We start from the raw sequence: 23,821 nt of genomic DNA on the forward strand, positions 1-23,821 counted from the left end.
GTGTGTTCGATTCACATCAGCGGCATATTAAAATCAATGGGTTACAAATTAAAAATCAATATTCCTGAAAATTTGGTACCAATTTTGGTACCGTTTTTGAAATGTAATTGATAGATATTAATTGATATCAAAGTTAAATTAAGCTTTTAAAAAGAGACTATAATTTAATGTCGATAACAATTACTTTATTTAAACACATGATATTTTTCGTTTAAGGAATATACCAGAGCTGTATATATGCTCTGAGCCATTTGATATTCTTTTTCACTTGTTACCATCCACGGTTTTTCCTTGCTTTGTCTAGCTGGGTGTACGTAATTTCTCATTTTCCTTAAAAGGTGGGCTATTTCTGAAGTATTAAAAACGGCATTTTCAGTCTCTATGTTTTGTATCCAGCCAGCTTTGGTACATACCTGTATAAGTTTATCAAAGCTCCATGTGGTTGGATCTTTTGCCTTGCCTTTCTTTTTGTTTCTTTTGGTATCAGTTTCCTTTATGTCTTGTTTCACAATTTCTTTAAATGCTGCTTCTGCGAGTGGAGTGGATTTTAAACAGATTAATATTAGCGTTCCTTCTAAAGCAGCGGCTAATGCAATAACTCCAGCAAGATAGGCACCTGCTTTTGATGATTTTATCGCATCCTTTTCATAGTTAATTACAGTCTCTCTTAGTATTTCAGAAGTAGCATCCTTATGATGGAAAATTCTACGCCCATGTTCTCGTAACCTATCAAATTCTTTTGGTTTTTTTGCTTTTAAATCTGCAAGATCATTTAAATCAAATTCTCTTAAAGTGTCTATAAATGTTTCTTCGTATATTTTATCGTATTCTTTTGATAGTTTGTTGTACTCACGTGGCCCTTTTCCAGCAGGCCAGTAATGACCATCTTTAAGGCCATGTTTTTTTTCAATTTTATCCATTTTATTTAAAATTGGGTGAATACGATCATCATAAAATTTGTCACTCCATCTTGAACTGTGAAAGGATTCAATAGGAGTAAGTATAAGGTATATATATTCTTCTCTACAAAATCTGTAAGACAAATAAAGTGCCTTGGCTTGAAGAACTGTTATTTGTACATCACTAAAATTTGAAAATGATAATTTTTTTTCAAATTTATTATCAGGGTATAGTATTTGTGATATTTCCTGCATTATTGATTGCGATTTTGCCCAGTCATCAAGAACTTTCAATGATTTTTGATTAGAATCGTGACTACTGAGAGTTTTAGACCTTTTTGCAAGTGGTTTTGCGATTAATATTTTTTCAATTGGTTGATCTTGATTGTCGTCCATATGATTAATCTCAGATAACATGTCATTATAATGTGATTATAACCTAATAAAAAAGCCTCAATTTAGAGGCTTAGTAATTTATAAATATATGAGTATCTTCATTGTATTGTATTGAACAGTAATCACTAATAAAGAGATCTCGAGCAAAAGCCTCAAAATCAAAATAGCAGATCAAACTATCCGGCATTTGATGGGCATAACAGTCATCAAATAACTGCCTGGCAAAATCAACCTCTGAATCATAACAACCTTGGTAATGATCCTCTAACATGGTTTGTGCATCATCTACCGAATAATCACAGAGAAGGGCTAAGCCTAGCTCTCCGTGTTCTTGAATAAATGAAGCATACTCTACAATGTTACTTATTGACTCATATTCATGAATTTTGATGCTGCCGAATCCTTCATAATCATGTATTGCGTATTCTTCAGCATTGGGTTTTGGGCTGTTATCCATCATTTCCCAGATTTCTTTAATGATGTCATCTTCGCATTGTGTGGCATCTATCCATACACCATGCAGGATGGCGTTATTGTAGGATGCTAAACAGGCGACGTAGATTGAAGGGGTGTCCATGGGATTATCTCCTTGTATTAAGGGAGCTATCCCACACGGGAGCTTGCTCCCGTGGTAGGGTATGATTAAAACGGAATTTCTTCCGAATCCGGTTGCAACATTTCACGCATCTGAGACATGTGCTGTTCTGCGGTTTTGCTGCTGGATTCATCTGTTGATTTCGGTGGGCTGAGAAGCTGAATGTGGCTAACAATAATGCTTAAGGCTTGGCGTGCTTTGCCCTCATTGTCAGTCCATTGATTGGAACGCAATTTACCTTCGATATAGACTTGCGAACCTTTTTTTAAATATTCAGCGACTTTAGTCAGCTTTCCAAAAAGCACCAGCTGATGCCATTCCACTCTGGTTTGCCATTCATCATTCTTTTTGAATGACTCATTAGTAGCCAAAGTGGCGGTGACAAATGATTGTCCGTCTTTTCCGGCGATGCTTTTAGGATCAGCACCGAGATTACCGATTAATTGAATGCGATTTAAAGATGCAGTCATTGTATTCTCCTGTTATTTTTTAATGTGAGCTGCATAACAGAAAACCATCCGCATAGGCAGATGGTTTTCTGTTATGCGGATAAAACTTAAATTACTTCAATTAACAAGCGATTCGTTGAGTATCAAACTGTTTGAGAAACGAAATCAGAGATTCCAATTTATGCAAACTTAACTCTGCCTGCTGAATGTCATGGGATTTAATTTGAAGTCGGTAGCGACTTAATTCATTCACACAACAATTCAGCTCAAAGAGCAAATGTTCAATCTCAAGTTGTACTGGTTTCTGTTGTTGCATGCTATCTCCTTGAGTAGGGAGGATTAGCCCCAAAAAGGACTGTTCATCCCAATTGGGTTATACAAAAAAGATCACCGAAACATCGGTTGATTTACCTGGTTATTAATGATGATGTGCTTAAAGCACTCCTCGGGCGTAAAGCCGTAAAACATCTCTTGATGGGGTTTCCCTGCTAAACGCTTTGCCATGAATTAGGGAACAAGATGGCATATCACAAGACCTGGTGGTTTCGTCAGAATTGCACTGACTCATCAGTTGTGTTGCTTTCAGATTACCAAGCCAGTATTGGAAATCAAGATTTTTTTCTTGGTGATATTAAATGAACCCAAATGAACTTATTGTGCTCTTTTAGTGATAGAGAATGTGTTTCGATAGTTGGTGATTCATCAAGCAGGATGTTGTCTTCATTAACTCCTACAACGATTACCAAACCGTTGTGTTAAATATGCCTGATGCTCAACATCAGTTTCATGTGTTAATGCTAGGCGTAAATACTCTAATCGCCCAACGCAAAATTGAACACGATTTAAACTTAAGACACCATCGGGGTATTGCTCGATTGCAGAAATTAATTCTTCTATATAAAAAACATTATGAGGTTTGGCACTTTTAAACACGGCTTCCCCACTAAAAACCACGATATTATGGATATACTGTGGTTCTATGAAATCAAAGGTCTTTTGAATGGCTTTAACGTGTTTATAATTCTGATGGATGGGGTTTTGAAAGCTGAATTTATCGTAATAGAGCGATTGAGACCAGCTTCTTGAGTTGGCTTTAGCGAATATCCATCCCTTGTAATGCTTTGTTTCTATAACGAATATGCCTTTAGTTGTAATTAGAATATGATCGATTTGAGTTGTGGAACCATCCTCTAAACGTAAAGTAATATTGCTTAGAACATGAGCGTCTTTGTTTTGGCAATACTTTGCTAAAGCGTGCCTGACTCGAGCTTCACCGCAATTTTCAGCTGCCCGTTTGCGATATCGTCCGGCAATATAACCAAATATAATACCCAGAAAAATTAATGACAAGAAACTAACGATTTCAAGATCAACCATACATCATACCCCCAATGAGCGCATTATTTTAACAGTGCCAATCGATATTTTCCAATTTGGTGAAAACCAAGGGTTTGGTATGCGCATATAGCGGAATTATCATTGGTGAATAAAATGGCTCTTTTAACTTGTTGGTCGGCAGCTTGTTTGAGGCAAAGGTACACAGCAATTCTGGCAAAACCTTTATTTCTTAATGAAGGAGGAGTATAAACCGGGCCGATCTGTACAATATCAGGTAGATTGGCATTAAATCCACAGAAGGAAACAGGGGTGTTATTTACAAATAAAACCCATCGATTTTGGCTAAGCTGCGTATCTTGAATTTCATCAGTAATGGATTGTTCCAGTGTGCGATTATCAGCATCGTCCCCGAGAGCTTCAATATGATAAGCGATAAGCCATTCTTTGATGATATCCATGTCGCAATCTTGTACTGGTTTGAGTGTGCAGCTATATGATTGAATTGCTTGAGGTGAAGTCATTTTGTCGAGATTAAGTAAGAATAACTTTTCTTGATAATTAATGGCAAATTGTGATGCTTCTAGGTTTAGTTTATCAATGACGAACCCGGCTTGGCTATCTTCGCCAAGTATACCCGCAATTGGTCTTGTTCTTTTGAGTTCAAATTCTTCTACTAACGCTGATAATACAGAAAAATTTTCAGTTTGCATCATCACATTACCATTCCAATAATGAGCTAAAACACCATTAATTTTATTGTTTTCAAAGGACCCGTAATATTCTCCGTGAAATGGTGCATCTTGGTAGGTAATTCCCGAGTGGTATAAATTGTTCCTAATGAACATAGTCGTTTCTTGGTAATGATTGAGATAGGATGACAATTCATTTATATGCAATTCGTCTAGCCTTTTTATCGCAATCATTTTTTCCTCGATATGATGAATATTTTTAATACACTTTTAAGACATATGCTAAGATAGCCCAATATTGGTTATTATTAAATACAAAATCTCAGAATATGATTACCTTACTTCCCTATAATCCTGAATGGCAAGCTGCGTTTGCAATTGAAAAACAACAGTTATTGCAATTGGATATTAAGAATATAATCCAAGTTGAGCATATTGGCAGTACAGCTATTCCTGGCATTTGTGCAAAACCAGTGATTGATATTTTAATTGGTGTTAAGTGTTTGCGTGAATTTACTTCTGAAGATATCCAAAAAATTGAATCATTGGGTTATCGATATAACCAGGTTTTCGAATCAGTTTTTCCACATCGACGTTATTTCCAAAAAGACAATGAACATGGTGAGCGAACACATCAGATTCATTTGGTTAATTATCCATCTTCTTGGTATGCGAAGCATCTATTATTTCGCAATTATTTGTGTGCTTATCCCAATATTGCTAACGAGTATGAAGCACTTAAACTTAATTTGATTAAAATTCATGACAATACGATTGATTATGCCAATGCCAAGAATGAATTTTGTCAGGATATTGGTGAGAAAGCCTTTTTGCATTTTGGCATTAATAAACCATTCATTGAAACCGTACGTCTTATTGCCTTTATTCCTCAGTTAGCGTGTCATGACGACTATACAATAATGCTTGCAAACCCTGAGTTTATTCAATGTTATGGTGTTTCATACGATGAGCACCAGGCTTTATGTCGTTTAGAGTCGGATATGAATCATTACAATCAACATGGTTTTGCTCCCTGGATGTGGTATGACAAGGAAACTCATAGCTTTGTTGGGCGAGGGGGATTAAAGACCTTTATATTCGATGGAAAAGAAGAAGTTGAGTTAACTTATCAAATAGTCCAAACCCACTGGGGAAAAGGTTTAGCATTAGAAATGGGACGTGCATCACTGGATTATGCTGAAAAGCATTTGAATTTGGCTAGCACTATTTGTTTTACTGCTTACAATAATTATCCATCATTGCGCGTTATGGAAAAATTAGGTTTTAAATTTGAGTTTGATTTTGAACATGCAGGGATTACGCACAAGTTTCATAGAAAACCTACAATAAAGAAACTATAGAGGTTGTAATGGATAAAGTAAAAATTGACACACACTTAGTCCAAAAGCTGATTGCTGAGCAATTTCCACAATGGCAATCATTACCGATACATCCCGTTGCCCAAAGTGGATGGGATAATCGAACATTTCACTTAGGTGAAGAAATGGTGATTCGTTTACCTAGTGATATGGAATATGAGCCACAAATAAATAAAGAATATCAATGGTTGCCATGGCTCTCCAAACAACTCTCATTTCAAATCACGCAACCGATTGCACTAGGAAAACCATCACCAGATTATCCATGGCATTGGAGTATCAATCGTTGGATTGAAGGGGAGTCTGCTTCAAGACAGAATATTCATGATATGAAATGTTTTGCGGAAGCATTAGGGAAGTGTTTAAGAGAATTTCAATCTTTAGATGCCACGGGTGGGCCTGTGGCAGGCGCACATAATTTTCATCGAGGTGGTTCGTTAAAGGCTTATGATCATGAAGTGCAACTTGCAATTCCTAAAATTAAAGATGCTCATGAGCAAAGCTTTGCCTCATCATTGTGGCAACAGGCACTCTCTTCTGAATGGCACTTAAAACCTGTTTGGGTTCACGGAGATATGGCTATTGGCAATATTTTAGTTCGTGATGGAAGGTTGTGTGCACTAATCGATTTCGGCCAACTTGCTGTAGGTGATCCTGCGTGTGATTTGGTAATAGCATGGAATTTCTTTTCTGGCGAAGAAAGGACAGCATTTAAGAACGCAATTCAATTGGATAATGATACCTGGATACGAGCTTTGGGGTGGGCATTTTGGAAAACCTTATGCTGGCCAATTAAAGGTACTGATGTAAAAGGAGTTTTGCATGAAATTTATTCCGATTATGAGATGATTAAGTAACCATATCGAATGAAATTATGTGTTGAAAACGGTCAGCCCAAATAAATTTTTGTAATACTCAATCTCGAATGCCCAAGCGACTGGCTAATAATTTCTCTTGCGGTTCTGTCCCAATATTTTTCAAGAGGGTTAAGTTCTTTATATGTTCTACCACCTTGTATTGGGCATATAAGGCCTTTACCAGTTTTATCATAGGATTTTGTGATTTCATTATATCTTCGCTGAGCATAAGCATGACGAAGCCCATGGCATTTGCTTAACCCCATTTTTTCTATTACTTCATGATAGTGTGCTAGATGATTTTTATAGGTCTTTTCTTTAGGAATGAGGGATAGCCCAGCAGGAATTTGCTTTGTAGCATTGAGTAGCCATAGTCGTTGTTGCTCATTCGTTAGTTTAATATCACGCCCTATTCCACCTTTTGTCCAGCTGGGTTTTATAACCAATTTATTTCCTTGCCAAGCATCACTGAGCACAATCTTCATTGATTCCTCACGACGGAGGCCAAATAGGGATTGGGCTTCGAGGGATAAACGGATCATTGGGTCTGAGCATTTGGAAAAATCGACGTTGTTGATTGCTTTATTGTATTGAGGGGCATAATTACGTTTATTGATTTGATAACTAACGTTACCTTGTTTAACCAGCTCCGGTTTGTTTAGCACCGAGGCCACTTTTCGCAGTTTAGCCATGTAATTTTTAATCGTTGCAGGGTTTTTATTCTGGGCTTTCCAGTAATCAACCAGGATGTGTATGTGCTTTGGCTTTAATCCTTTAATGTGCGTGACCATGTAGCCTAATTCGTGCAAATCTTTGACGCAGCGATTCAGCATATGTTTCATATCTGCCCGGCTGGCGTGGGAGTAGTTTTGGATTTTCTTAATACATTCATTGATTGAGTACCGGGCGTTTTTAAGTTTGGATTTACTCATTGAGATACCTCCATAAAGAGTCACGGGATTTGATGCCCATTTCGCTGCGAATAACCCAATAGGCTTCGTATTTCCCCAATAGTGGTAAAAGATACAGAGCCATCTGTTTTGCATAGAGGTAGCGGTAGGCTTTGTTAATTGGTAAGGCATGTTTTTTTAAAGCCTTACGCCAGCCAACTCTGGTGTCTTCATAATCATTAAATTCAGCGATAGATTTACCGCCAGTCAATTTTTTGATTTCATCGAGGATAGCTTTTTGCATTTCAAATCGGATAGGAATTGTTCTGTCTGCGGAATTAAATGCGATGTTTCTGGTTATCCAGATACTGTCACCTTGGATGTTAATTTCGGGCTTTATATAAATCGCTTCTTGAAAGGTCAGGCCAAATTCTGTTTGTAATGCCATGATGAGGCGTGGTATTGGATTGTCCCATGAGTGCCAGTGGTCGTGCTGGATTTTGAGTTTTCTTTTACGCTTTCGACTGGTTTTACTGAGTTGTAGGGATTGATTGTCTATATTGGGAATAGCGCATTCTATGCTTTTTAGATAATGCCTGACAATTGTCATGTGATTCATAATCGTGCTGGCACGTATTTTACTCTTTTTCCAATGAGCTACCAATTGGTGGATATGGTGTGATTGGATAGCTTTCCAGGAAGAAGGCACATCACCAATGGTATAGAGATCATCGATCATTTTATGAATGACGTATGCTCGTTGTTTTTTGATTTTGTAACTGCCTTGATTACCGAGCTTTAAATACTGATTGGCAGTTTGTCTTAAGCTGTATTTTCTCATCATCCCATCCGATAAAAATTTATTTGCCCTGTCTTTGGTTTAGTGTTGAACGAGCGGCTCACTCAAAGATGAAACCTGGCCAAAGCCATAAAGCTCGAAGTGGGGGGCAAATCAATCGTTATAAGGCAAACGATCTCGCCGATATACAACAGTTTTCTAGTGCTTATTTCCTCCTTGTTTTGATAATTAATAAAAACGACAAGACAATGGCTCTTGTCATACAAGTCCATGGTCAAATTGAAATAAATTGACTTAAACTCCCGAGGGAGTTGCCCTGTCGGATGACAGAGATTCCTAGATGGTTTTCCCTACTGAACGTCCAGCCACGGGGTTAGGGAATGAAGTGGCTTAGCATAAGACGTCGGTTGACGTTTCGCCAGAATTTCACCAGCTCATCAGTCATGCTTGATTTCAAATTAGCAAAGCAGTGCTTGCTTCGCAAGGGATTTTGGAAAGAATTTTGTCCAATCCCGATTGGCGGGATCGGACAAAATGCTGAAATGTGTTGATTTTACGCGGTAAAATCAAGATGATTTTTCTGCGTCACTGCTGGAAAATTGCAGTGACGCAGAATGCATGAGGTGCAAGTTAGCCAACGGCTACCAGCCCGGCGTAATGTGGCATGGACTAGTGAGAGCGTCGCCTGAGAATCCTTTTCATCTTATATTTTCTATATGTGTAAGCTCGTTCTTTCCTCTAAGGAGATCCGATTGGTCTCATCAAGTAGATTTTTTAGATTATCTCTTGCCGTAGCGTAAGATGCTGGAAGCAATTCTGCTGCCGTGTTCATGGTCTCATGAGCTTTATGAATATCACCCTGTGCCTTGAATGCGATTGACAAGTAATAATAGGTCTGAGCATAGTCTTTGTTTAAGCTAGCCGCTTTTAACAAGACCGGAATAGCTTCCTGATGGCGTCCAAGATTTATCAGCATTACACCCTTGCAATGTTGGGCATTAAAATATTCCGAATCAATCGTGGTAGCCTGGTTAAACGCTTTGAATGACAATTCTTGGTAGCTGGCAATGCTGGGTAGGCTGGCATAACACTGGCCGATATACCACCATGCTGCCTTGTCATTTGTATTCAGCTCTACCACGGCCTGGAACGATTTTAGCGCATTGTTAAAGTCTCGGGGTGTTTGATTATAAAAAGCCTTTCCCTCTGAGAAGAGTTCAGTGCAGATATTGGTTGCACTTACTAAGTCTTTTTGGGCTAAATCAAAGGATTTAAACGACTCATACTCGTTTGCTCTGGAGCGATAAGCTGCTGCTAACAGTCGACGTTTTTCTGGTCCATCAGCCGCTTGGAGTCCTTCGATTGCTGTGGTGAATGTCCTGGTGGCTGAAGAGCTGAAAAGCCCAAGTTGAGCGACAGGAAACGCCTGTACTTTTTTTGGAGGTTGAACGGTAACACTAATGATCGCAGTCTTGAATGCAATTGCTAACGATCTTGGATCTCTATTGCTGGGGTCTACTTCACCAGGTTTGCATGCATTTGGCATATTAAAATGAATATCCATATCATCATTTAGTTCTGCAGGAATATCTATAATTATCTGATGTTCCGGTCTGGAAGTATTATATTCATAGATTTTAGTTTCTAAACCTTTTCCTGAAACAATCAATTTTTGAGTAATTTTATTGGAAATAAGCGCAGTTGTGTGAAATATAATGTAACTAATTGAATTATTTTCCCTGGATGTTGGTATCGTTAAAACTGCTTCATTACCATCTGTCCATCGATGAGTTTTTTCTGCACCTGAAAATCCCTTTGTTAATTTGAAAGGTAGAGACTCATTCACCCCCATGTTAACAACAGATATTTTCTTGGGTGAAAATATACTAGAACTTGATGAAACAATAGACGGTGGAGACGAACTCGAACCAACTGAGAAGTCAAAAGAACAGTGTCCAGTTTCTAGCAGACGTCGTAGAGAAGTACTTAATAATACCTGCAACATGTTGCAGATACTTTCGTTTGGGTTAAAATCCATGATTTTTAGTACTTGATCGACTGCCTGGTATTTTGAGTCTGTAGTATGTCTTATGACATCCAGTGAGGCATGATTGTTTTCTTTATGGAGGGCATCGTAAAATTCTGCCCAGGTCTTTTGAAATTGTTCCATATACAGTTCTTTATACTGCTTCAGCAAGACAGACCAATCCACCTTAATATTATGTATTTGACTCATCAGCAAAGTGTCGATGGTTTCTTGAAGCGGTTCAAATCCCTTTAATAACGTGTTCAAATGAACTGTTGGTTCAGAAAGAGGACGTTGCTGCGCTGATTCACAGGTTTGCGTTAATGATTTTAAAAGGGACTCATTTTGTAAGGCCTGATAAAGTCTTTGATTGCGTGTAAAGAAACCCTCGAGCTTTTCAAAATAAATGGCTTCTTTTTGACATAATACATAGCGTTGATCTGACTCAGTTTTAATAAAAGATGCACGAATACTATTTAAAGTCGATAATTTCTCATCAGCATTCAATTGCTCCCATGTGGCAATGTGTTCTGAATACTCACCAGGGTTTGCGGTTGCCCACCTTCTCAGAAATATAATATAATCATCTTCTTCGCTTAAAATCATTTGGCAATCACCAGGCTGACCTTGTCGCCCTGCTCGCCCATTGCCTTGACCTTCAACTCTTGGATTTTTGGGGTAAAATCCAAAGATGAAACGTAATCCACCCGCTATTTTACTGTTTAGTGCAAGAATAATGTCTGTACCGCGTCCCGCTGCATTTGTGGCAATGGTAATTGTTCCAGGCTCGCCAGCCTGACCAATTAAATAGTCCTCATCTTCGCGTTGGGTCAGATTAATCAACTGGGGAGTGATTCCTGTATTGACCAAAAATGAATATAATTTTACTGATTCAGCAATGGTTTTAACGAGAACGAGCATTGGTCGGCCTTCATCTCTCATTGCTCTTGCATGTTCCAGGATGCGTTCGTATTGTTCGCTCGGTGTTTTTGCAAAATAAGCTGGTAATTTCTTTCGCAAGCTGGGGTAGTGGGGTGGTACATCAAAACTTCCCACGTTATAAATTCGTTGAATTTCTTCACGTTCAACAACCTGACCCATGGTTCCTGTCAGGCCTATGATGCGGCGGAATTGGGTGAAATACGTTGGGTGAGACAAAGAGGCTACGGTTAATGATTCAGGTGTTATCTTAAGTCCGTGCTTTGCCTGTAAAAATTGATGCAAACCATTTTGCCAGTGACATCCTTCGTTTAATCGACCGGTGTTATTAAAATCAACGATAACAATGTCAGATCCCGTTGATAACTCCTTCACCAGATAATCGCGGTCAATATGTTTAGTAAATAAAGCTTCACGGGCGCTTCTTAACCACCGGCTGAGTTGCTTATCGTTTATTTGTTGAAGTTGTTCCAGATGAGCTGGGTTCAGGGTTGACTCCAAATAGTTTTTTAACTCAGCTAACGATGTACTGTTGGACGAGTTATTAGCAAAGGATAAAATAGGCTGATATACCCAACTCCAATCTTCTGTTCCGGGTATGGCTAATATGGCAGAGTTGAGTGCGGCATCTAAAAATAAACTATCCACTTCATCGATTATTGCCGTGTACTTTCCATCGTTTAATCCCAGGCAATAAAGACTGTTTCGCAGCATCGCAAACTCAAAGTCTGTGTTGGTTCCATAAATAATATTCGCTTTAAATTGTTCTGTTTTAGGAGACTCGGTGCAAATATTCGTACTCTTAAAGCCTAAACTGTTGAAAAAAGGCTGGTATTTTTCCTGGTCACGAATCGCTAAATAAGACGTTGTAGTGATTACATACACTGCTGGATCAAAACAGGAAAAATAGGCTGCAAGCATCGCAATGATGGTTGATTTTCCTTCGCCTGTATTAATTTGGGCGATACGGCCTTTTAATAAATGTTCAGGTGTAATGAGTAAAGCCATGAAGGCGAGCATTTGCGTGTCGTGCGGGAAAATGTTGTAATGACGACGAACTAATTCAGCAATGATTGCGATTAATCGACGATGATGTTCAATTTCTTTTCTTTCATTCCAGATTTCAGCAGATTGCAATGCTTTTTCTTTTAAATCAGTACTTGAACGTTTTTGCAAAAAGGCAAACCAAGGATTGATTGCTATGTATTCAGCTTTCAAGTGCGCCAATTCTTCATGAGACAATGGAAATTCAATGAAGCTATTCTCCCAAAAGCAGGCAATTGTTTCATGAATGTCTCGACTTGGGTATTTTTCAGCGAGATAAGTGGCTTGTTTTTCTTCTAACCGTTGTACCAGAGAGGTCAGGTTCGGCATACTTTGCTTGACCAGGCTCGTGAGTCCGCTCGTTTCTTGCAAATCAATGAGCAATTGACAGGCGGCAACATAATGTTCAAGCCTTCTTGATTCAGGGGTAACCCGTTTGGAAAAAAGCATGAAAAAAAGCTGTGTACCAACGTTATCTTTAAGATATCTCCCTAAAGTAAGTAATTTTGCCAAGTCGCTGGTGTTGCAGTGCTCATGCAAACAATCAAATGCGATTTTCATCAACATCAAACGGTTTGTATTGTTGAGCTCTGAGCTATCCACGTGCCGACAAAAAGCATCCCATGCGGATTGATGCTGACTAAACAGTGTAGCGACACAGGTCGAAGACTCCAGTTTGAACTTCGTATAATCTACCAGGCCTAATACCGGCTTATCTGGACATGCTGCTGGCGTGATCATGCAACCCCCTCGTTAGATGACGTAATAAACTGGCATCAGCGTGAGCCTCCAGCGTTTTAAAAAGTCCCAATTGACATAAACTTGCTGTATTGGCAGTGTGTTGTAGCTGTCGTTCAAAGTCAGTCATTTTTTCATAGAGCAGCGTACGATTCCCCGTGCTTAATTGTTCAACCGCAAAAGGTTGTAAGCTTTTATCACCCGCCATGACAATGCGGCAAGCAATTTGAAGATGGCCATTTAGTAAGGCTGTTTGTGCTGCGGTCAGATCGGTTGCATCTTTGATTGAATAGTCTGCTTGATACTTTAGAAGTGTGATGACTGCCCCGAGTTTTCCTTCCTGGGCTGCCAGGATAAGCGCTGTTGTTCCGCCATCATTTTTTTGATCCATAATAGCACCTGCTTCAAGCAGGGCTTCGATGATACGTACATGGCCAAACCTCGCAGCAACATGAAGGGGGGTATCACCAAATCGATTTTTTAGATTTAAGGGGATGTCGTCACCTTGAAGCAATAATTCAATAGCTTCTCCAGAGTTGTTTCTTGCGGCACTATGCAACACACTGTTACCGGACTCATCCAGGGTCGTTAATGTGCGGCCATTTAAAATCATTTCGCTAACGACTTCAGGGTGATCTACCATGACACCTGCACGGAGAATTTTACCTGAACGTTCTGGTTGATGATAGAGTGACATGCTTTGCACGAAACGGAGCATCTCAGGGTCTTGACTAATCACCGCATATTCACACAGCCCATTCCCAATCACATCGGTAGCATACATGTCCGCACCAAGCTGTAATAATGTTACTACGGCATCCAGTTGTGCTTTTAATGCTGCGTAATGTAGGGCTGTTCGTTTTAGCGATCGTTGTGATCTTTTTTCGGATGAGGGGCACTCGACTTGATCTAACCCAAATCCTCGTTGCGCCAAATATTTAATGACGTGAACATGTCCGTGCAAGGCCGCCAAATGCAAGGCATTTCGTCCCAGAGAATCAACTTGATTTAAGGCATTGCTATCAGAGCAAAGCGCACTGACGACAGACAACATGCCTTGTTGAGCCGCATATAATAAGGGCGTCATTACCTCTTGCGAAGCGTAATGACGCTGTCTAAGTAGTGGCAATAAATGCAAAGCAACTGTTTCTGATTTTCCGAGAATGGCATAGTGCAAACTGTTTAATTGCTTATGATCGCAACGGTCAGGTTGTGCACCTCCGGCAATGAGTAATTGCGCTATAGTTACATTTCCTTGCAAAGCGGCCAGCATCAACGGCGTTTGTCCTTTTGCGTTGAGGCAATCAACAACAGAGGTTCGAGAAAGCAGCTGTTTAGTCAGCTCATAATTATCTGAAGCTACTGCCTGGTGAAGCGCATTATAATTGGGACTCTCATGTGCTTGAGTCAAACGGCAAAGAGAATCGCATTGATCAAAAAATTGGTTAAACCGTTTTATTAAAGCCAGCTCAGCACAATTTTTTCCTGAAATAACTTTATCTTGTACTAATGCAGCAATGCACTCAGGAAAAACCTTGGCGAACAGGGTTAATCGGTAGCAAGCCTCTTCATCGTTGCTTGATGTGAGAATTGATAATAAGGGATTACGACGTCCGGTAAAACAGCTTGGATCCATGCCTTTCGATTTGAGAAAGGCTAACAGTCTGTCTGGTTTCCATGGAAGATCCGTATCGGGGGTGAGCTCATCATCTTGCGCATCAAATAGTTCTGCATAGTCGTAGGTATTTTCTAGCGTTAGTCGCAAAACTTCATTGAGATTTTTTATCTCACCAAACTGTGATCCGGGTTGAGATAATAAAGCGATTGCGTCATCAAATTCCTGATCATTTAATAAAGAAATTAATTCCTGCCTTCGTTCTCCCTGAATGCGATCATCCAATACAGATTCTGTCGTGATGTTGGCTGAAATTTTTTGCTGTAGCGCTGTTTTAGGCAAGCGTTTCTCATATTTAACTAATAATTTCTTTAAATTCGAATCAAGCCTAATGCGATTCATGCTCCAAAGGTCAGCCGGCCATTCTGCCGGTTGACTTAGTCTGAGTAATTTCTTGAACGATTGCGCATCATTATTGGCAAAAGCCAAGTGAAATGCCGTTTGTTGTTTTGCGTTTTGAATCAGGAAATCAGCACCGGATTTAACAACCAGTTCTATAATTTGCGTGTTACCGGTGGCGGCTGCTAAATGCAGTGGCGTATTCCCCAGATGATCTATCACGCAGCGCATATCACCCTGTTTTTTTATAATGGCATCGACTGCCGTGACATGCCCATTTGTGATGGCAATTTTGAGAAGCTCTGCAGCAATGATTTCCTCTTTACTTAATTTATCTAATAAAAAACGCAGACAACGTACGCTGCCAGCTTGTGCGGCAAGCTTGGCAAGAGGCGCACTATTTCCAGAAAACTGCTCTCTTAAATAACCAATCTCATCGGCCATCACCGCATACCCAAGCAAATCAGGTGAATTATTGGCAGCGATGAATGAGCATCCCTGATCCAACAAATAATAAACAATCTCAAAATGACCGTATTGGGCGGCAATATGAATTAAAGAATGACCATGTATAGGTTTATCCAAGGGAATCGAATGGCTCTCGATTAAATTTGCGAACCGATGAAATTCACCATTACGAACCAAATAATATAAATAAGAGTTGCCGTGCACGTCTTCGATTAATGGATTTTCTCCACGTGCAATCAAGCAATCTGACACCGCAACCTGCCCGTATTGAATGGCTAGTAGTGATGCAGATTGGCCTAGTTTATTGGTGATATTAAGGTCGATTACTTCTGCCAGGCGTTCAGCCACTTGTGACTGACCTGCTTTTAAAGCCAACATAAGCGGTGTGTCGCCATCACTTGTTTTCGCATTAGGCACTCCCAGACTGAGTAAATAATTAACCACTTCCAGGTGTCCGGCTTCCGACGCAAGATGTAGCGCATTTTTTTGCGACTCCAAAACTGATTTAATGGAAACGCCATGCGCAACCATTGCTTGCATCATGGCTAATTCTCCTAACGCTGCTGCAGTATGCCAAGCAGTGTAACCGTCGGATTGTCGAGGGATGTCTAGCTCACTCCCTCCGACAATCAGTAAGAGTACAACGTCGCGCATTTGATTTTCGATAGCAACATGCAATGCGGTGACACCACTATCAAGCTTTTGATTGAGATTTAGCTCTCGGCCATTTTTTATTAAGGCAATTGCTATGTCAGAAAAATTATTCTGAATGGCGAGCATCAAGGGAAATAAGCCATTAGGTAAAAGATGATTTACGTTGGCACCAGAGGCTAATAAAATATCAACGCTGTTCCTGCATCCATACTCAATGGCTGTCATAAGAGGGGTGGCGTGGCGTTGATTGGTTGCTTCAAGCAGGGTAGGGTCTTTTTGGAGCAGGTATTTTACCACATCGGCCTGATTGGCTTGGGCTGCAGCATGTATTGGTAGATGGCCAAAGAGATCACGTTTATACAATTGTTCTGGGTGCGTTTCTATGACCAGTCTGGTTTGATCTGCGTTTAAAAAGCTTGCGATGTAATGAATTAATGAGGCACCGCTTTGATCCACTACGTCACTTAGACCTTCATTGGTGACCGCTAACGATTCCCCAGTATTCATTACTCGGCTAAATACATCACACAGTGATGATTGCTCATCGCTTAAGAGATCTTCTGCAGTAGATTTTTCAATGACGCCAATGCGCAGTGCAGTATAGGCTCGACCATCGACAGTGAATTCGGCAATATCTTTTAATGATTCACCAAATGCATGGACAAGTGCGTCGCAAAATTGTGCACTTTTAGCTAATACTCGGGTTGATATATTAGGAAGCGAGACGCCACAACCGCCAATAATTTTAAATTTATCCCCGGTTTTTTTATCGAGTGCCTCTCCGGTGAAACCGATAACCGAGTAGGTGTATGTTTTAGCAATGGGAAAATTCATTAACTTTTCATGAGTCATCCAGTTTGCAACCATATGTTGCAATAAGGAAAGATGTCGACTCAGTCGGCTGATTTCACCTGTCATGATTTGTTTTAAGTAGACTTCAGCCTCTTGTTTGCATAGTTCATTTAAAATCGTTTTTGAGCTAACTCTTTTATCACATTCTTCAATTGCTTGATCGTTTTTAGTTTGAAAATGTTGATTCAGCTTGGCGATGCAAGGGGCGAGATCGCCAGCGACGTCTGCCAGTCGTACTGATATGATTTGTTCAATCAGTCCTTGGTTTTCATCGTTGAAAAACTCACGAATAAATGCATTAATGCTGGCAGGGAGTTCTGCATTGATGTTCGCTATATCTTGTTGAAGCGTAGAAATGAGTTGATTGTTTTTGGAAATGAACTCATTGTTTTGTGCTATTTTATTGCTTATTTCTTGTGCAATAGCATTAAGTCGTGCAATTTCTTGATCCGTACTCGCCCGGTTTTGGCTAATTATGGCCTGATTCAGCGAGATAAGCCTAGGTGGAATAGATGCATACCATGTATCAAACTCCTGGCTAACTTGTGCAATTCTGGTATTTACCTGCCCAATCAGACCGTTATTTTTGACGTTAGCTTCGTGGATTGCTGCAATAGCGCTTCCAGCTTCATTTATTGTTGTCTGTCGTTTGGTTATGTGTTGGGCTGCTTCATTTTTAGTGTCTGCAATATTTTTCAGAATAAGAATGATTCGATTCTTTTCTTTTTCATTTTCTTTAATAATATATTCAATTTGCTTTGGAAGTTCTTCATTAATTGAGTTTTCAATTTGTAGAAATTTATTGCGCACGAATTCAATGAACTTTATTTTTTCTCCTGTTTCTTTATTTACCGTCACCATCATGTTATTCGTGAGAATGTCAAAGATTTCAGTTTGCGCAAGCGCAGGGTTTGCATTCCAGCGGGCTAACAGTGCTTCAGTATGCGCTTCAAGTTTTCCAATGCTTGCCTGAATGCGGGCAGGTAAGGGGAGGTGAGCCAGAGATGTGCGTTCCGCTTGTGCTAACATCCGTGTGGATTTTTTTACGGTATCAGCGATGTTGAACTGAGCCGATTGAAGTTGCTGAGTTAGCAATTGGGTGACCAGTTGGCTATAGTTCTTCAATTCACTTTGATTTAATTCAAGCATTGCTTCGCTGGTACCTGCAGCTAATAAATGGTTTTTTACTATCGCTTCGATGGTGCTTTTTATTTCATTTACCAATCGTGGTGGTAATGTCATGCGCTGACGCGGCGTATTAAAACAGGCAAACAATAACTCATCGAGCGCAGATTCTGAGCCTAAGTTACCTTGTATGGCCTGCAGCACTTGTTTAAAACGAAGGTCGATAGGTTTTGTTTCAAAATAACGTACAGGAATGGGGGGAAATGCTTTCGGTACACTAACCTGCATGGTTGATGTCAGAGGAGGCAAATCGGGTTGTTTACCCATTTTATCAAGGGTGGCATAAAAATAACTAAAGGTATTCATGACACCGAGTAAACGAAAGAAGTCCTGACAGAAGGGGAGCTTCGGCATTTTTTCTTTAATTTCTTCGGCGAATAATTCATAACAATCGCGTGTATGTTGATAATCTGAGGGATAGTGTCCGTGTTCTTGCAGGTAGGACTCAACATGGTTTTTATAATCGGGCATTAAATCAATGCTGTACTCAATGCGAAAGTTCGGGTGAGGTACAAGGATATTTTCATGACGTTCAATCGCCTCTTGGTATGCAATAATACGAAATGAAGTCATGAATGGTTGCTTATAGGGAGAGCCTTCACTACCATGCGATTCTTTGATCCCGTTGCGGTTCATGAGTTCACGCAAAGAGATGTAGGGCAAGCCATTAGCATTTGTTTCACAGTATTTTTTTAGGTCAATGATCTTTTGCTTTAAAAAAGATTCATCACATTGCCGTATTTCATGCCAGATTTTTAGGAATTCTTCATCATAAATCCCGCCGTTTAAAAAACCTTTCATCCAATAATCAAGTAGGGCAATAATCTGACCGACCAGCGTGTTTTGCAAAGCTGGGTGGATGACGGGATATAAATAGCCTAAATTATTAAAATGTAAACTAAAAAACGGTGAGGTTTTGTGAGTAAAATACGCCTCTTTTAATTCCTGCTGAATTTGGTAAACCATTTCTTTCGAAAAGGGAAACTGATCGGATTCAAAACAAAAAATATAATTATCCGCTTCCGCCTGCGCATCGCTGTCTATGAGATCCGTGATTGTTGCCACTTCTCCAGCAACCCCGCCGATTTCACGAGCAAAAGCCTTTACATCGGAAAGTTTTGAACTTGGATTAAAAAGATTATAGCTGCTAATGAGGTTAGTGCTGGAAGCGAGAGAGCGAAACTCCGATCGGGATAAGTTATAACCCAATCCCAGATTCATATGGGCTCGCAGATATGCAGAATCCATGCTGGGTTTAAGTCGACTCATTTCACCTCGAATCGCATCTTTTACCGTACGCTCAACCTGATAGCTATTAAAATAAGAGCTGTTGTTAGATGATGATGAGAAGGAGCTTGAAGCATGAAAAGAATTAGTGCCTGAAAGCCCAATAAACCGAGAGTTATATGTATTAGCAGACTGATAGCGTGATCGGTTGATAAAAAAATTGACAGCGGCATCACAGCCTCGTTGCGCCAGATCCCCGCAGGTTTTTGAGCCTCGTGATATCGCTGGTTGAGAGAGCAACATGGCAGTGGGATGCGCGCCAGTCATTGTCGCCATTGCTGCGGTAGCAAGTGTACTCATGCTTACGTCAACGACCCCACCTGCAATACCACACCAGTAATATTGTTTTTCTTCTTTAACGTGGTTATTTATTGTTTTAGTGTCTTTATATATTTTCTTTGCAGCTTTCATTCCTTTGAATTTTGAGAAGGGATTCATCCCGAGCTTCTCCCATTGACTTTCAATATCATCTCGGAGTTTATCAAGCTCTTCCTGTGATATATTTGAACTATTTTTATTTTTAGGCATAAAAATCTCGGAAATAACGACTCAGGTATGGATAGGGAACACAATTGTCGTGGATGAATTTTGCGCATTGTAATGAATAACGAGAGAGGCATCAATACTGTAATTCTACTGTATTGTGCGATACTTTCATGTTGCTTATAATGGTGGCGTGCGCAAAAAATGATCTTTATTTTGGAGGAAATATGTCGAATTTTTTTGATAGATCGCAGTTCAATGAAGATGAAAACGCCTTGATAGCCAAAGGCATAAAACTAGAACTAGTTGTTGCACTTCATGAAGCCGTCAATGCTTCAATAGCAGAACTTGGTAATAATCTACCAAAGTTAACCACTCGGGTGAAAGGGAGCATAAAAGTGATCCTTGAGTTTTTTGATAATCAACATGTTGATGATTATAATGCTATTTGCAAGGAATTAATTACAAAAGTATTTATGGAAGGGCATTGGTATAGTTTAAGCGAAGCAGAAAAATGCAAATCAGTTGGCGTGACGGTTTTAAATATTTTTGAAAATGCCGAAGAGCTGATCGAAGTACCAAGTTTGACTATGGGGTTATAATATTGGCACAACTGATAACGTAACAGGAGAAAATCCGAATTTTGGTATTAGTCCAAAATCGAGCCCATCGAGTCAGACTCAATTGATAATAGAAATAAAAGCCAAACTGCAATATAAAAACAAGATGGAACTGGATATCAAGCTTGCTGATTTACTACGTAAATGAAAAGGGAATCACAATCATATCATTTAATAAACCAATTGGAATTAAATAAAAAAATTAAAGGTCAGTCATATGACACGTTATTTCATGTTATTGGGGGTGCTGTTAATTTGGGGAGTTACTATAGTAACTCATGCTGAACCTCAATGGTTAAAATTACCAGCAACACCAAGTTTGCCCAAAGCAGAACATAGCGGTTATGCTTCAATTAATGGTGTCCAAATTTGGTATGCCACCTATGGTCATGGACAACCAGTAATCTTGCTTCATGGCGGTCTTGGTAATTCAAGCTACTGGGGAAATCAGGTACCGATACTGGCTCAGCATTATAGAGTCATTGTGATGGATAGCAGGGGGCATGGAAGAAGCACAAGGAATGAGCAATCTTTTAGTTATGACATAATGGCCTCAGACGTACTCGGTCTATTGGATTTCTTAAAAATTAAGAAAGTTGCAATTATTGGTTGGAGTGATGGTGCAATTATAGGGCTATTTATTGCGATACATCATCCAAGTCGGTTGACGAAACTTTTTGCTTATGCTGCTAATTCTAATCCTTCTGGTATCAAAGCAGATATTTTTAAAAGTTCAGTATTTAAAAATTATGTTGCTCGAACTAAGAATGAGTATAAAGCATTATCATCTACTCCAAAAGATTATAAAATTCTCTTCGTTCAACTCAGTAAAATGTCAGCCTCTCAGCCACATTTTACAAAAGCACAACTCAAGGCTATTACAATTCCAGTTTGGATTGTAGATGGCGATCATGATGAGGTAGTTAAACGCAAGAACACTGAGTTTATGGCAGCGCAAATCCCTGATTCTGGTTTTCTGTTGCAGCCTTTGGTCAGTCATTTTTCTTTTTTACAAGACCCGAAACAATTTAATAACGATGTTTTAAATTTTCTTGAAAAAAATCAAAATTGATGGAAAGGATAGGGGAAAGCTCAATATCTAAGTAGTAATTACTATTTTTGAAATGGTTTGATAAAGCATTATCCTATGAACTTATAAGCTTTTCCGATAATAAATTTATAACCAATTCAGTTTTGCTTTTTGAGTTCGTTTTTCTTTTTCAAGAATCAATTCTGTCTTCTATTGTTCGATGAGATACTGGATGCAATTTTTTTATTGGTTATCCCTTTTAGAAGCAAGTTTCTGTCGTTTGCTTTGGATTTTAGCTAGTAAGTTACTGGTCTGGCAATAGATCTTTCAGGCCAGCTTATTAGATGTTCCTTCAATCTTTCGTTATCGTATTTCGATCAAAAAATGTTGAAATTTAGCGCATTATAATTAATATATATGCAAATATTGTTTTGGGTGTATAATAAACATAAATTGGTTTTATAGTACGCTTATGAATATTAGCAATGAATTCGTCTTTTCTCGATATAAAAAAGGCATTGTATTATTACCCCCTGAAACTATGACTGAAACTGCGCACTTAAGTGTTGAGAATATACTAAAACAACCCTTTAGTATTTATTTTGTAGGGGTCGTGTGGAATAACCACCAAAAGTGTTAATCCTGAATTAAGCCGCCTACCAATGTGTAATTTAAGCCAAAGATAGAAGTTTAACGCTGGGATTGCATAAGGTTCGTTAAGTCATCCAGAAGATAACCGTATCAAAAGCCATTTAGAAAATATCATTCAATGTAAAGGTTTTGCAAAATAGGATGAATTTAAAAATAATAAAGCCTCTTTTTTGTATAATATCCGGACAGAGTAATATGAGTTTAACTATGCTAAGAGAGCTTATACTGTATCCATTGTCCCCCTATTAAAGAGGTTTACATGCATGTTGTTTTGTTATTAGGATCATCAACCGCAGGAAAATCATCACTATGCAGAGAATTGGTTTTAACCCATGGATGGAAATCTTCGAGCATTGATGAAGTGATGGGTAAAATTGTTAATCTGAGTCCCACTGCTCTAAAGTCATTAATGGTTGAACTACTCGATAAATCGGGTGTTTTACAAAACCTTCAAACCCTAATGACACAAGAGGAAATGTTAACATTATGTGGTACAGGGGTGCTTACTATATCGAAAGGTAGTCATCAAATTAAAGCCCATGGATTCCCTAACCCCTCTCTTCCAAACCTTGAAGACGTTCTAACAAAAGCAGGATTTATGGAAAGCGAAATATCTAAACTGGCTCAGGGCTTACGTCTTGTTACCAAAATTGATGATCCTACGGAGAGACTTTATGATGAGGTGTTCGATAGGAGCAATTCCGGGCAATCCATTGTTATTGATCTCGTACCCAACCCAGATGGTAGTGCCAAAGAATGTTTAGAGTATTTTCAAAAACGTGCACAACAATATATTGAAGAAAATCCAGGCGAAACATTAACCACTTCTACAGTTTTTGCTTATTGCCCTATGCAGAAATTAAGTGAGCGTATTCAAGAGAGAAATCGTAAAGCGAACATCAATAACCCTATGGATAAACGAGAAGGATTATTCCCTTTCCATCAATTAGCAACATTAGTCACGGCTGATAAATTATTTGATGATTCTTCCGAGCATGTTCTCTCAAGAAATGAACTGTTTTACATAGTCAATAAACACGCCAATACAGATAAAAATGGTGATTCCTTATTTTTAGAAAACCCTTTTGATCCTGACGTACTGAAAAAAACTTATGAAGAAAAAACTCAGATTGTAACTACCTCAGATAGTGTAATCAAACTCGAACTTAAGGATGATACGCTGGAATTAGCATCTGATGACGTACCGCGCATAGGCTCGAAAAAAACCATTGAAGAGTATAGTAATCTAGCTAATCGTTTTGGTTTTTTTGAAAATCAAGAACGTATTTCGCTAAATATCCCAAAAAGAATAGCCTTTGATGCTGTTATTAATACTGCAAAAGGAAATCCTGCTGTACTGGCTAACGAATTTTTAGAGAAACTGGAAAAAAGTAAAATATTCTCTAAACGTGTTTCAACACTATAAAGCTGTGAGTTTAGGTTTCTTTTTAATTGTATACTAAAATTTAAACCATTGAATGATAATTTAATGGATTTTATTTGACTTATAATTGGTCAATTTAGTTGAGTAAACAATTA

15 protein-coding genes are annotated in these 23,821 nt (G+C 39.0%); 5 read left to right on the forward strand and 10 right to left on the reverse strand.

Annotated features, from left to right (window positions below; all coding sequences use genetic code 11):
* Positions 1-185: 185 nt before the first annotated feature.
* The 6 genes from Lwor_RS09035 to Lwor_RS09060 all read right to left on the reverse strand — a co-directional run bounded on the left by Lwor_RS09035 (position 186) and on the right by Lwor_RS09060 (position 4,600).
* The gene (locus Lwor_RS09035; protein ID WP_157063136.1) at positions 186-1,295 is read right to left on the reverse strand and encodes a hypothetical protein; all 1,110 of its coding nucleotides are present in this window, start codon (positions 1,293-1,295) and stop codon (positions 186-188) included.
* Between the two features lie 70 nt (positions 1,296-1,365).
* Entirely contained in the window at positions 1,366-1,872 is a 507-nt protein-coding gene (locus tag Lwor_RS09040; protein ID WP_058493565.1) for an antirestriction protein ArdA, read from the reverse strand.
* A 65-nt stretch (positions 1,873-1,937) separates the two neighbouring features.
* Complete coding sequence (locus tag Lwor_RS09045; RefSeq protein WP_058493566.1) at positions 1,938-2,360, reverse strand: single-stranded DNA-binding protein; 423 nt, start codon at positions 2,358-2,360, stop codon at positions 1,938-1,940.
* 100 nt (positions 2,361-2,460) lie between these two features.
* The gene (locus Lwor_RS09050; RefSeq protein WP_058493567.1) at positions 2,461-2,655 is read right to left on the reverse strand and encodes a hypothetical protein; all 195 of its coding nucleotides are present in this window, start codon (positions 2,653-2,655) and stop codon (positions 2,461-2,463) included.
* Positions 2,656-3,062: 407 nt separating this feature from the next.
* Positions 3,063-3,716, reverse strand: coding sequence for a nuclease-related domain-containing protein (locus Lwor_RS09055; RefSeq protein ID WP_058493568.1), 654 nt, complete (start codon positions 3,714-3,716; stop codon positions 3,063-3,065).
* 23 nt (positions 3,717-3,739) lie between these two features.
* Positions 3,740-4,600 (reverse strand): GNAT family N-acetyltransferase, encoded by an 861-nt coding sequence (locus Lwor_RS09060; protein WP_058493569.1) that lies wholly within the window; start codon positions 4,598-4,600, stop codon positions 3,740-3,742.
* Positions 4,601-4,695: 95 nt separating this feature from the next.
* Between Lwor_RS09060 and Lwor_RS13520 the strand changes: the two genes are divergently transcribed.
* A complete protein-coding gene (locus tag Lwor_RS13520) occupies positions 4,696-5,727 on the forward strand; it encodes a bifunctional GrpB family protein/GNAT family N-acetyltransferase (RefSeq protein WP_058493570.1) in 1,032 nt (343 codons plus the stop codon).
* 8 nt (positions 5,728-5,735) lie between these two features.
* Positions 5,736-6,602, forward strand: a complete 867-nt coding sequence (locus Lwor_RS09070) for an aminoglycoside phosphotransferase family protein (RefSeq protein ID WP_058493571.1) — start codon at positions 5,736-5,738, stop codon at positions 6,600-6,602.
* Positions 6,603-6,634: 32 nt separating this feature from the next.
* On the opposite strand, the gene Lwor_RS09075 is transcribed toward Lwor_RS09070, so the two are convergent.
* From Lwor_RS09075 to Lwor_RS09095, 4 genes are all read right to left on the reverse strand, one after another.
* Positions 6,635-7,534 (reverse strand): phage integrase N-terminal domain-containing protein, encoded by a 900-nt coding sequence (locus Lwor_RS09075; RefSeq protein ID WP_058493572.1) that lies wholly within the window; start codon positions 7,532-7,534, stop codon positions 6,635-6,637.
* Entirely contained in the window at positions 7,527-8,333 is an 807-nt protein-coding gene (locus Lwor_RS09080) for a phage integrase N-terminal domain-containing protein (protein ID WP_058493573.1), read from the reverse strand. The genes Lwor_RS09075 and Lwor_RS09080 overlap by 8 nt, the downstream gene beginning before the upstream one ends.
* 670 nt (positions 8,334-9,003) lie before the next feature.
* On the reverse strand, positions 9,004-13,041 hold the full coding sequence (locus Lwor_RS09090; RefSeq protein ID WP_058493575.1) for a preprotein translocase subunit SecA: 4,038 nt from the start codon (positions 13,039-13,041) through the stop codon (positions 9,004-9,006).
* Positions 13,013-20,026, reverse strand: a complete 7,014-nt coding sequence (locus tag Lwor_RS09095) for an ankyrin repeat domain-containing protein (protein WP_058493576.1) — start codon at positions 20,024-20,026, stop codon at positions 13,013-13,015. Before Lwor_RS09095 ends, Lwor_RS09090 begins: the two co-directional genes overlap by 29 nt.
* Before the next feature lie 182 nt (positions 20,027-20,208).
* On the opposite strand from Lwor_RS09095, the gene Lwor_RS09100 reads away from it, so the two are divergent.
* The 3 genes from Lwor_RS09100 to Lwor_RS09110 all read left to right on the forward strand — a co-directional run bounded on the left by Lwor_RS09100 (position 20,209) and on the right by Lwor_RS09110 (position 23,708).
* Entirely contained in the window at positions 20,209-20,583 is a 375-nt protein-coding gene (locus tag Lwor_RS09100) for a hypothetical protein (RefSeq protein WP_157063138.1), read from the forward strand.
* 235 nt (positions 20,584-20,818) lie between these two features.
* Entirely contained in the window at positions 20,819-21,673 is an 855-nt protein-coding gene (locus Lwor_RS09105; RefSeq protein ID WP_058493578.1) for an alpha/beta fold hydrolase, read from the forward strand.
* A gap of 868 nt (positions 21,674-22,541) precedes the next feature.
* A complete protein-coding gene (locus Lwor_RS09110) occupies positions 22,542-23,708 on the forward strand; it encodes a hypothetical protein (protein ID WP_058493579.1) in 1,167 nt (388 codons plus the stop codon).
* Positions 23,709-23,821: the final 113 nt, after the last annotated feature.

The sequence above is a fragment of the Legionella worsleiensis genome (assembly GCF_001467535.1).
In the GTDB taxonomy this organism is placed as follows: domain Bacteria; phylum Pseudomonadota; class Gammaproteobacteria; order Legionellales; family Legionellaceae; genus Legionella; species Legionella worsleiensis.

What these genes read in the sequence shown, in the direction of transcription:
- Lwor_RS09035 (WP_157063136.1), bottom strand. Translation starts at nt 1,295, where the DNA reads ATGGACGACAATCAAGATCAACCAATTGAAAAAATATTAATCGCAAAA.
- Lwor_RS09040 (WP_058493565.1), bottom strand. Translation starts at nt 1,872, where the DNA reads ATGGACACCCCTTCAATCTACGTCGCCTGTTTAGCATCCTACAATAAC.
- Lwor_RS09045 (WP_058493566.1), bottom strand. Translation starts at nt 2,360, where the DNA reads ATGACTGCATCTTTAAATCGCATTCAATTAATCGGTAATCTCGGTGCT.
- Lwor_RS09050 (WP_058493567.1), bottom strand. Translation starts at nt 2,655, where the DNA reads ATGCAACAACAGAAACCAGTACAACTTGAGATTGAACATTTGCTCTTT.
- Lwor_RS09055 (WP_058493568.1), bottom strand. Translation starts at nt 3,716, where the DNA reads ATGGTTGATCTTGAAATCGTTAGTTTCTTGTCATTAATTTTTCTGGGT.
- Lwor_RS09060 (WP_058493569.1), bottom strand. Translation starts at nt 4,600, where the DNA reads ATGATTGCGATAAAAAGGCTAGACGAATTGCATATAAATGAATTGTCA.
- Lwor_RS13520 (WP_058493570.1), top strand. Translation starts at nt 4,696, where the DNA reads ATGATTACCTTACTTCCCTATAATCCTGAATGGCAAGCTGCGTTTGCA.
- Lwor_RS09070 (WP_058493571.1), top strand. Translation starts at nt 5,736, where the DNA reads ATGGATAAAGTAAAAATTGACACACACTTAGTCCAAAAGCTGATTGCT.
- Lwor_RS09075 (WP_058493572.1), bottom strand. Translation starts at nt 7,534, where the DNA reads ATGAGTAAATCCAAACTTAAAAACGCCCGGTACTCAATCAATGAATGT.
- Lwor_RS09080 (WP_058493573.1), bottom strand. Translation starts at nt 8,333, where the DNA reads ATGAGAAAATACAGCTTAAGACAAACTGCCAATCAGTATTTAAAGCTC.
- Lwor_RS09090 (WP_058493575.1), bottom strand. Translation starts at nt 13,041, where the DNA reads ATGATCACGCCAGCAGCATGTCCAGATAAGCCGGTATTAGGCCTGGTA.
- Lwor_RS09095 (WP_058493576.1), bottom strand. Translation starts at nt 20,026, where the DNA reads ATGCCTAAAAATAAAAATAGTTCAAATATATCACAGGAAGAGCTTGAT.
- Lwor_RS09100 (WP_157063138.1), top strand. Translation starts at nt 20,209, where the DNA reads ATGTCGAATTTTTTTGATAGATCGCAGTTCAATGAAGATGAAAACGCC.
- Lwor_RS09105 (WP_058493578.1), top strand. Translation starts at nt 20,819, where the DNA reads ATGACACGTTATTTCATGTTATTGGGGGTGCTGTTAATTTGGGGAGTT.
- Lwor_RS09110 (WP_058493579.1), top strand. Translation starts at nt 22,542, where the DNA reads ATGCATGTTGTTTTGTTATTAGGATCATCAACCGCAGGAAAATCATCA.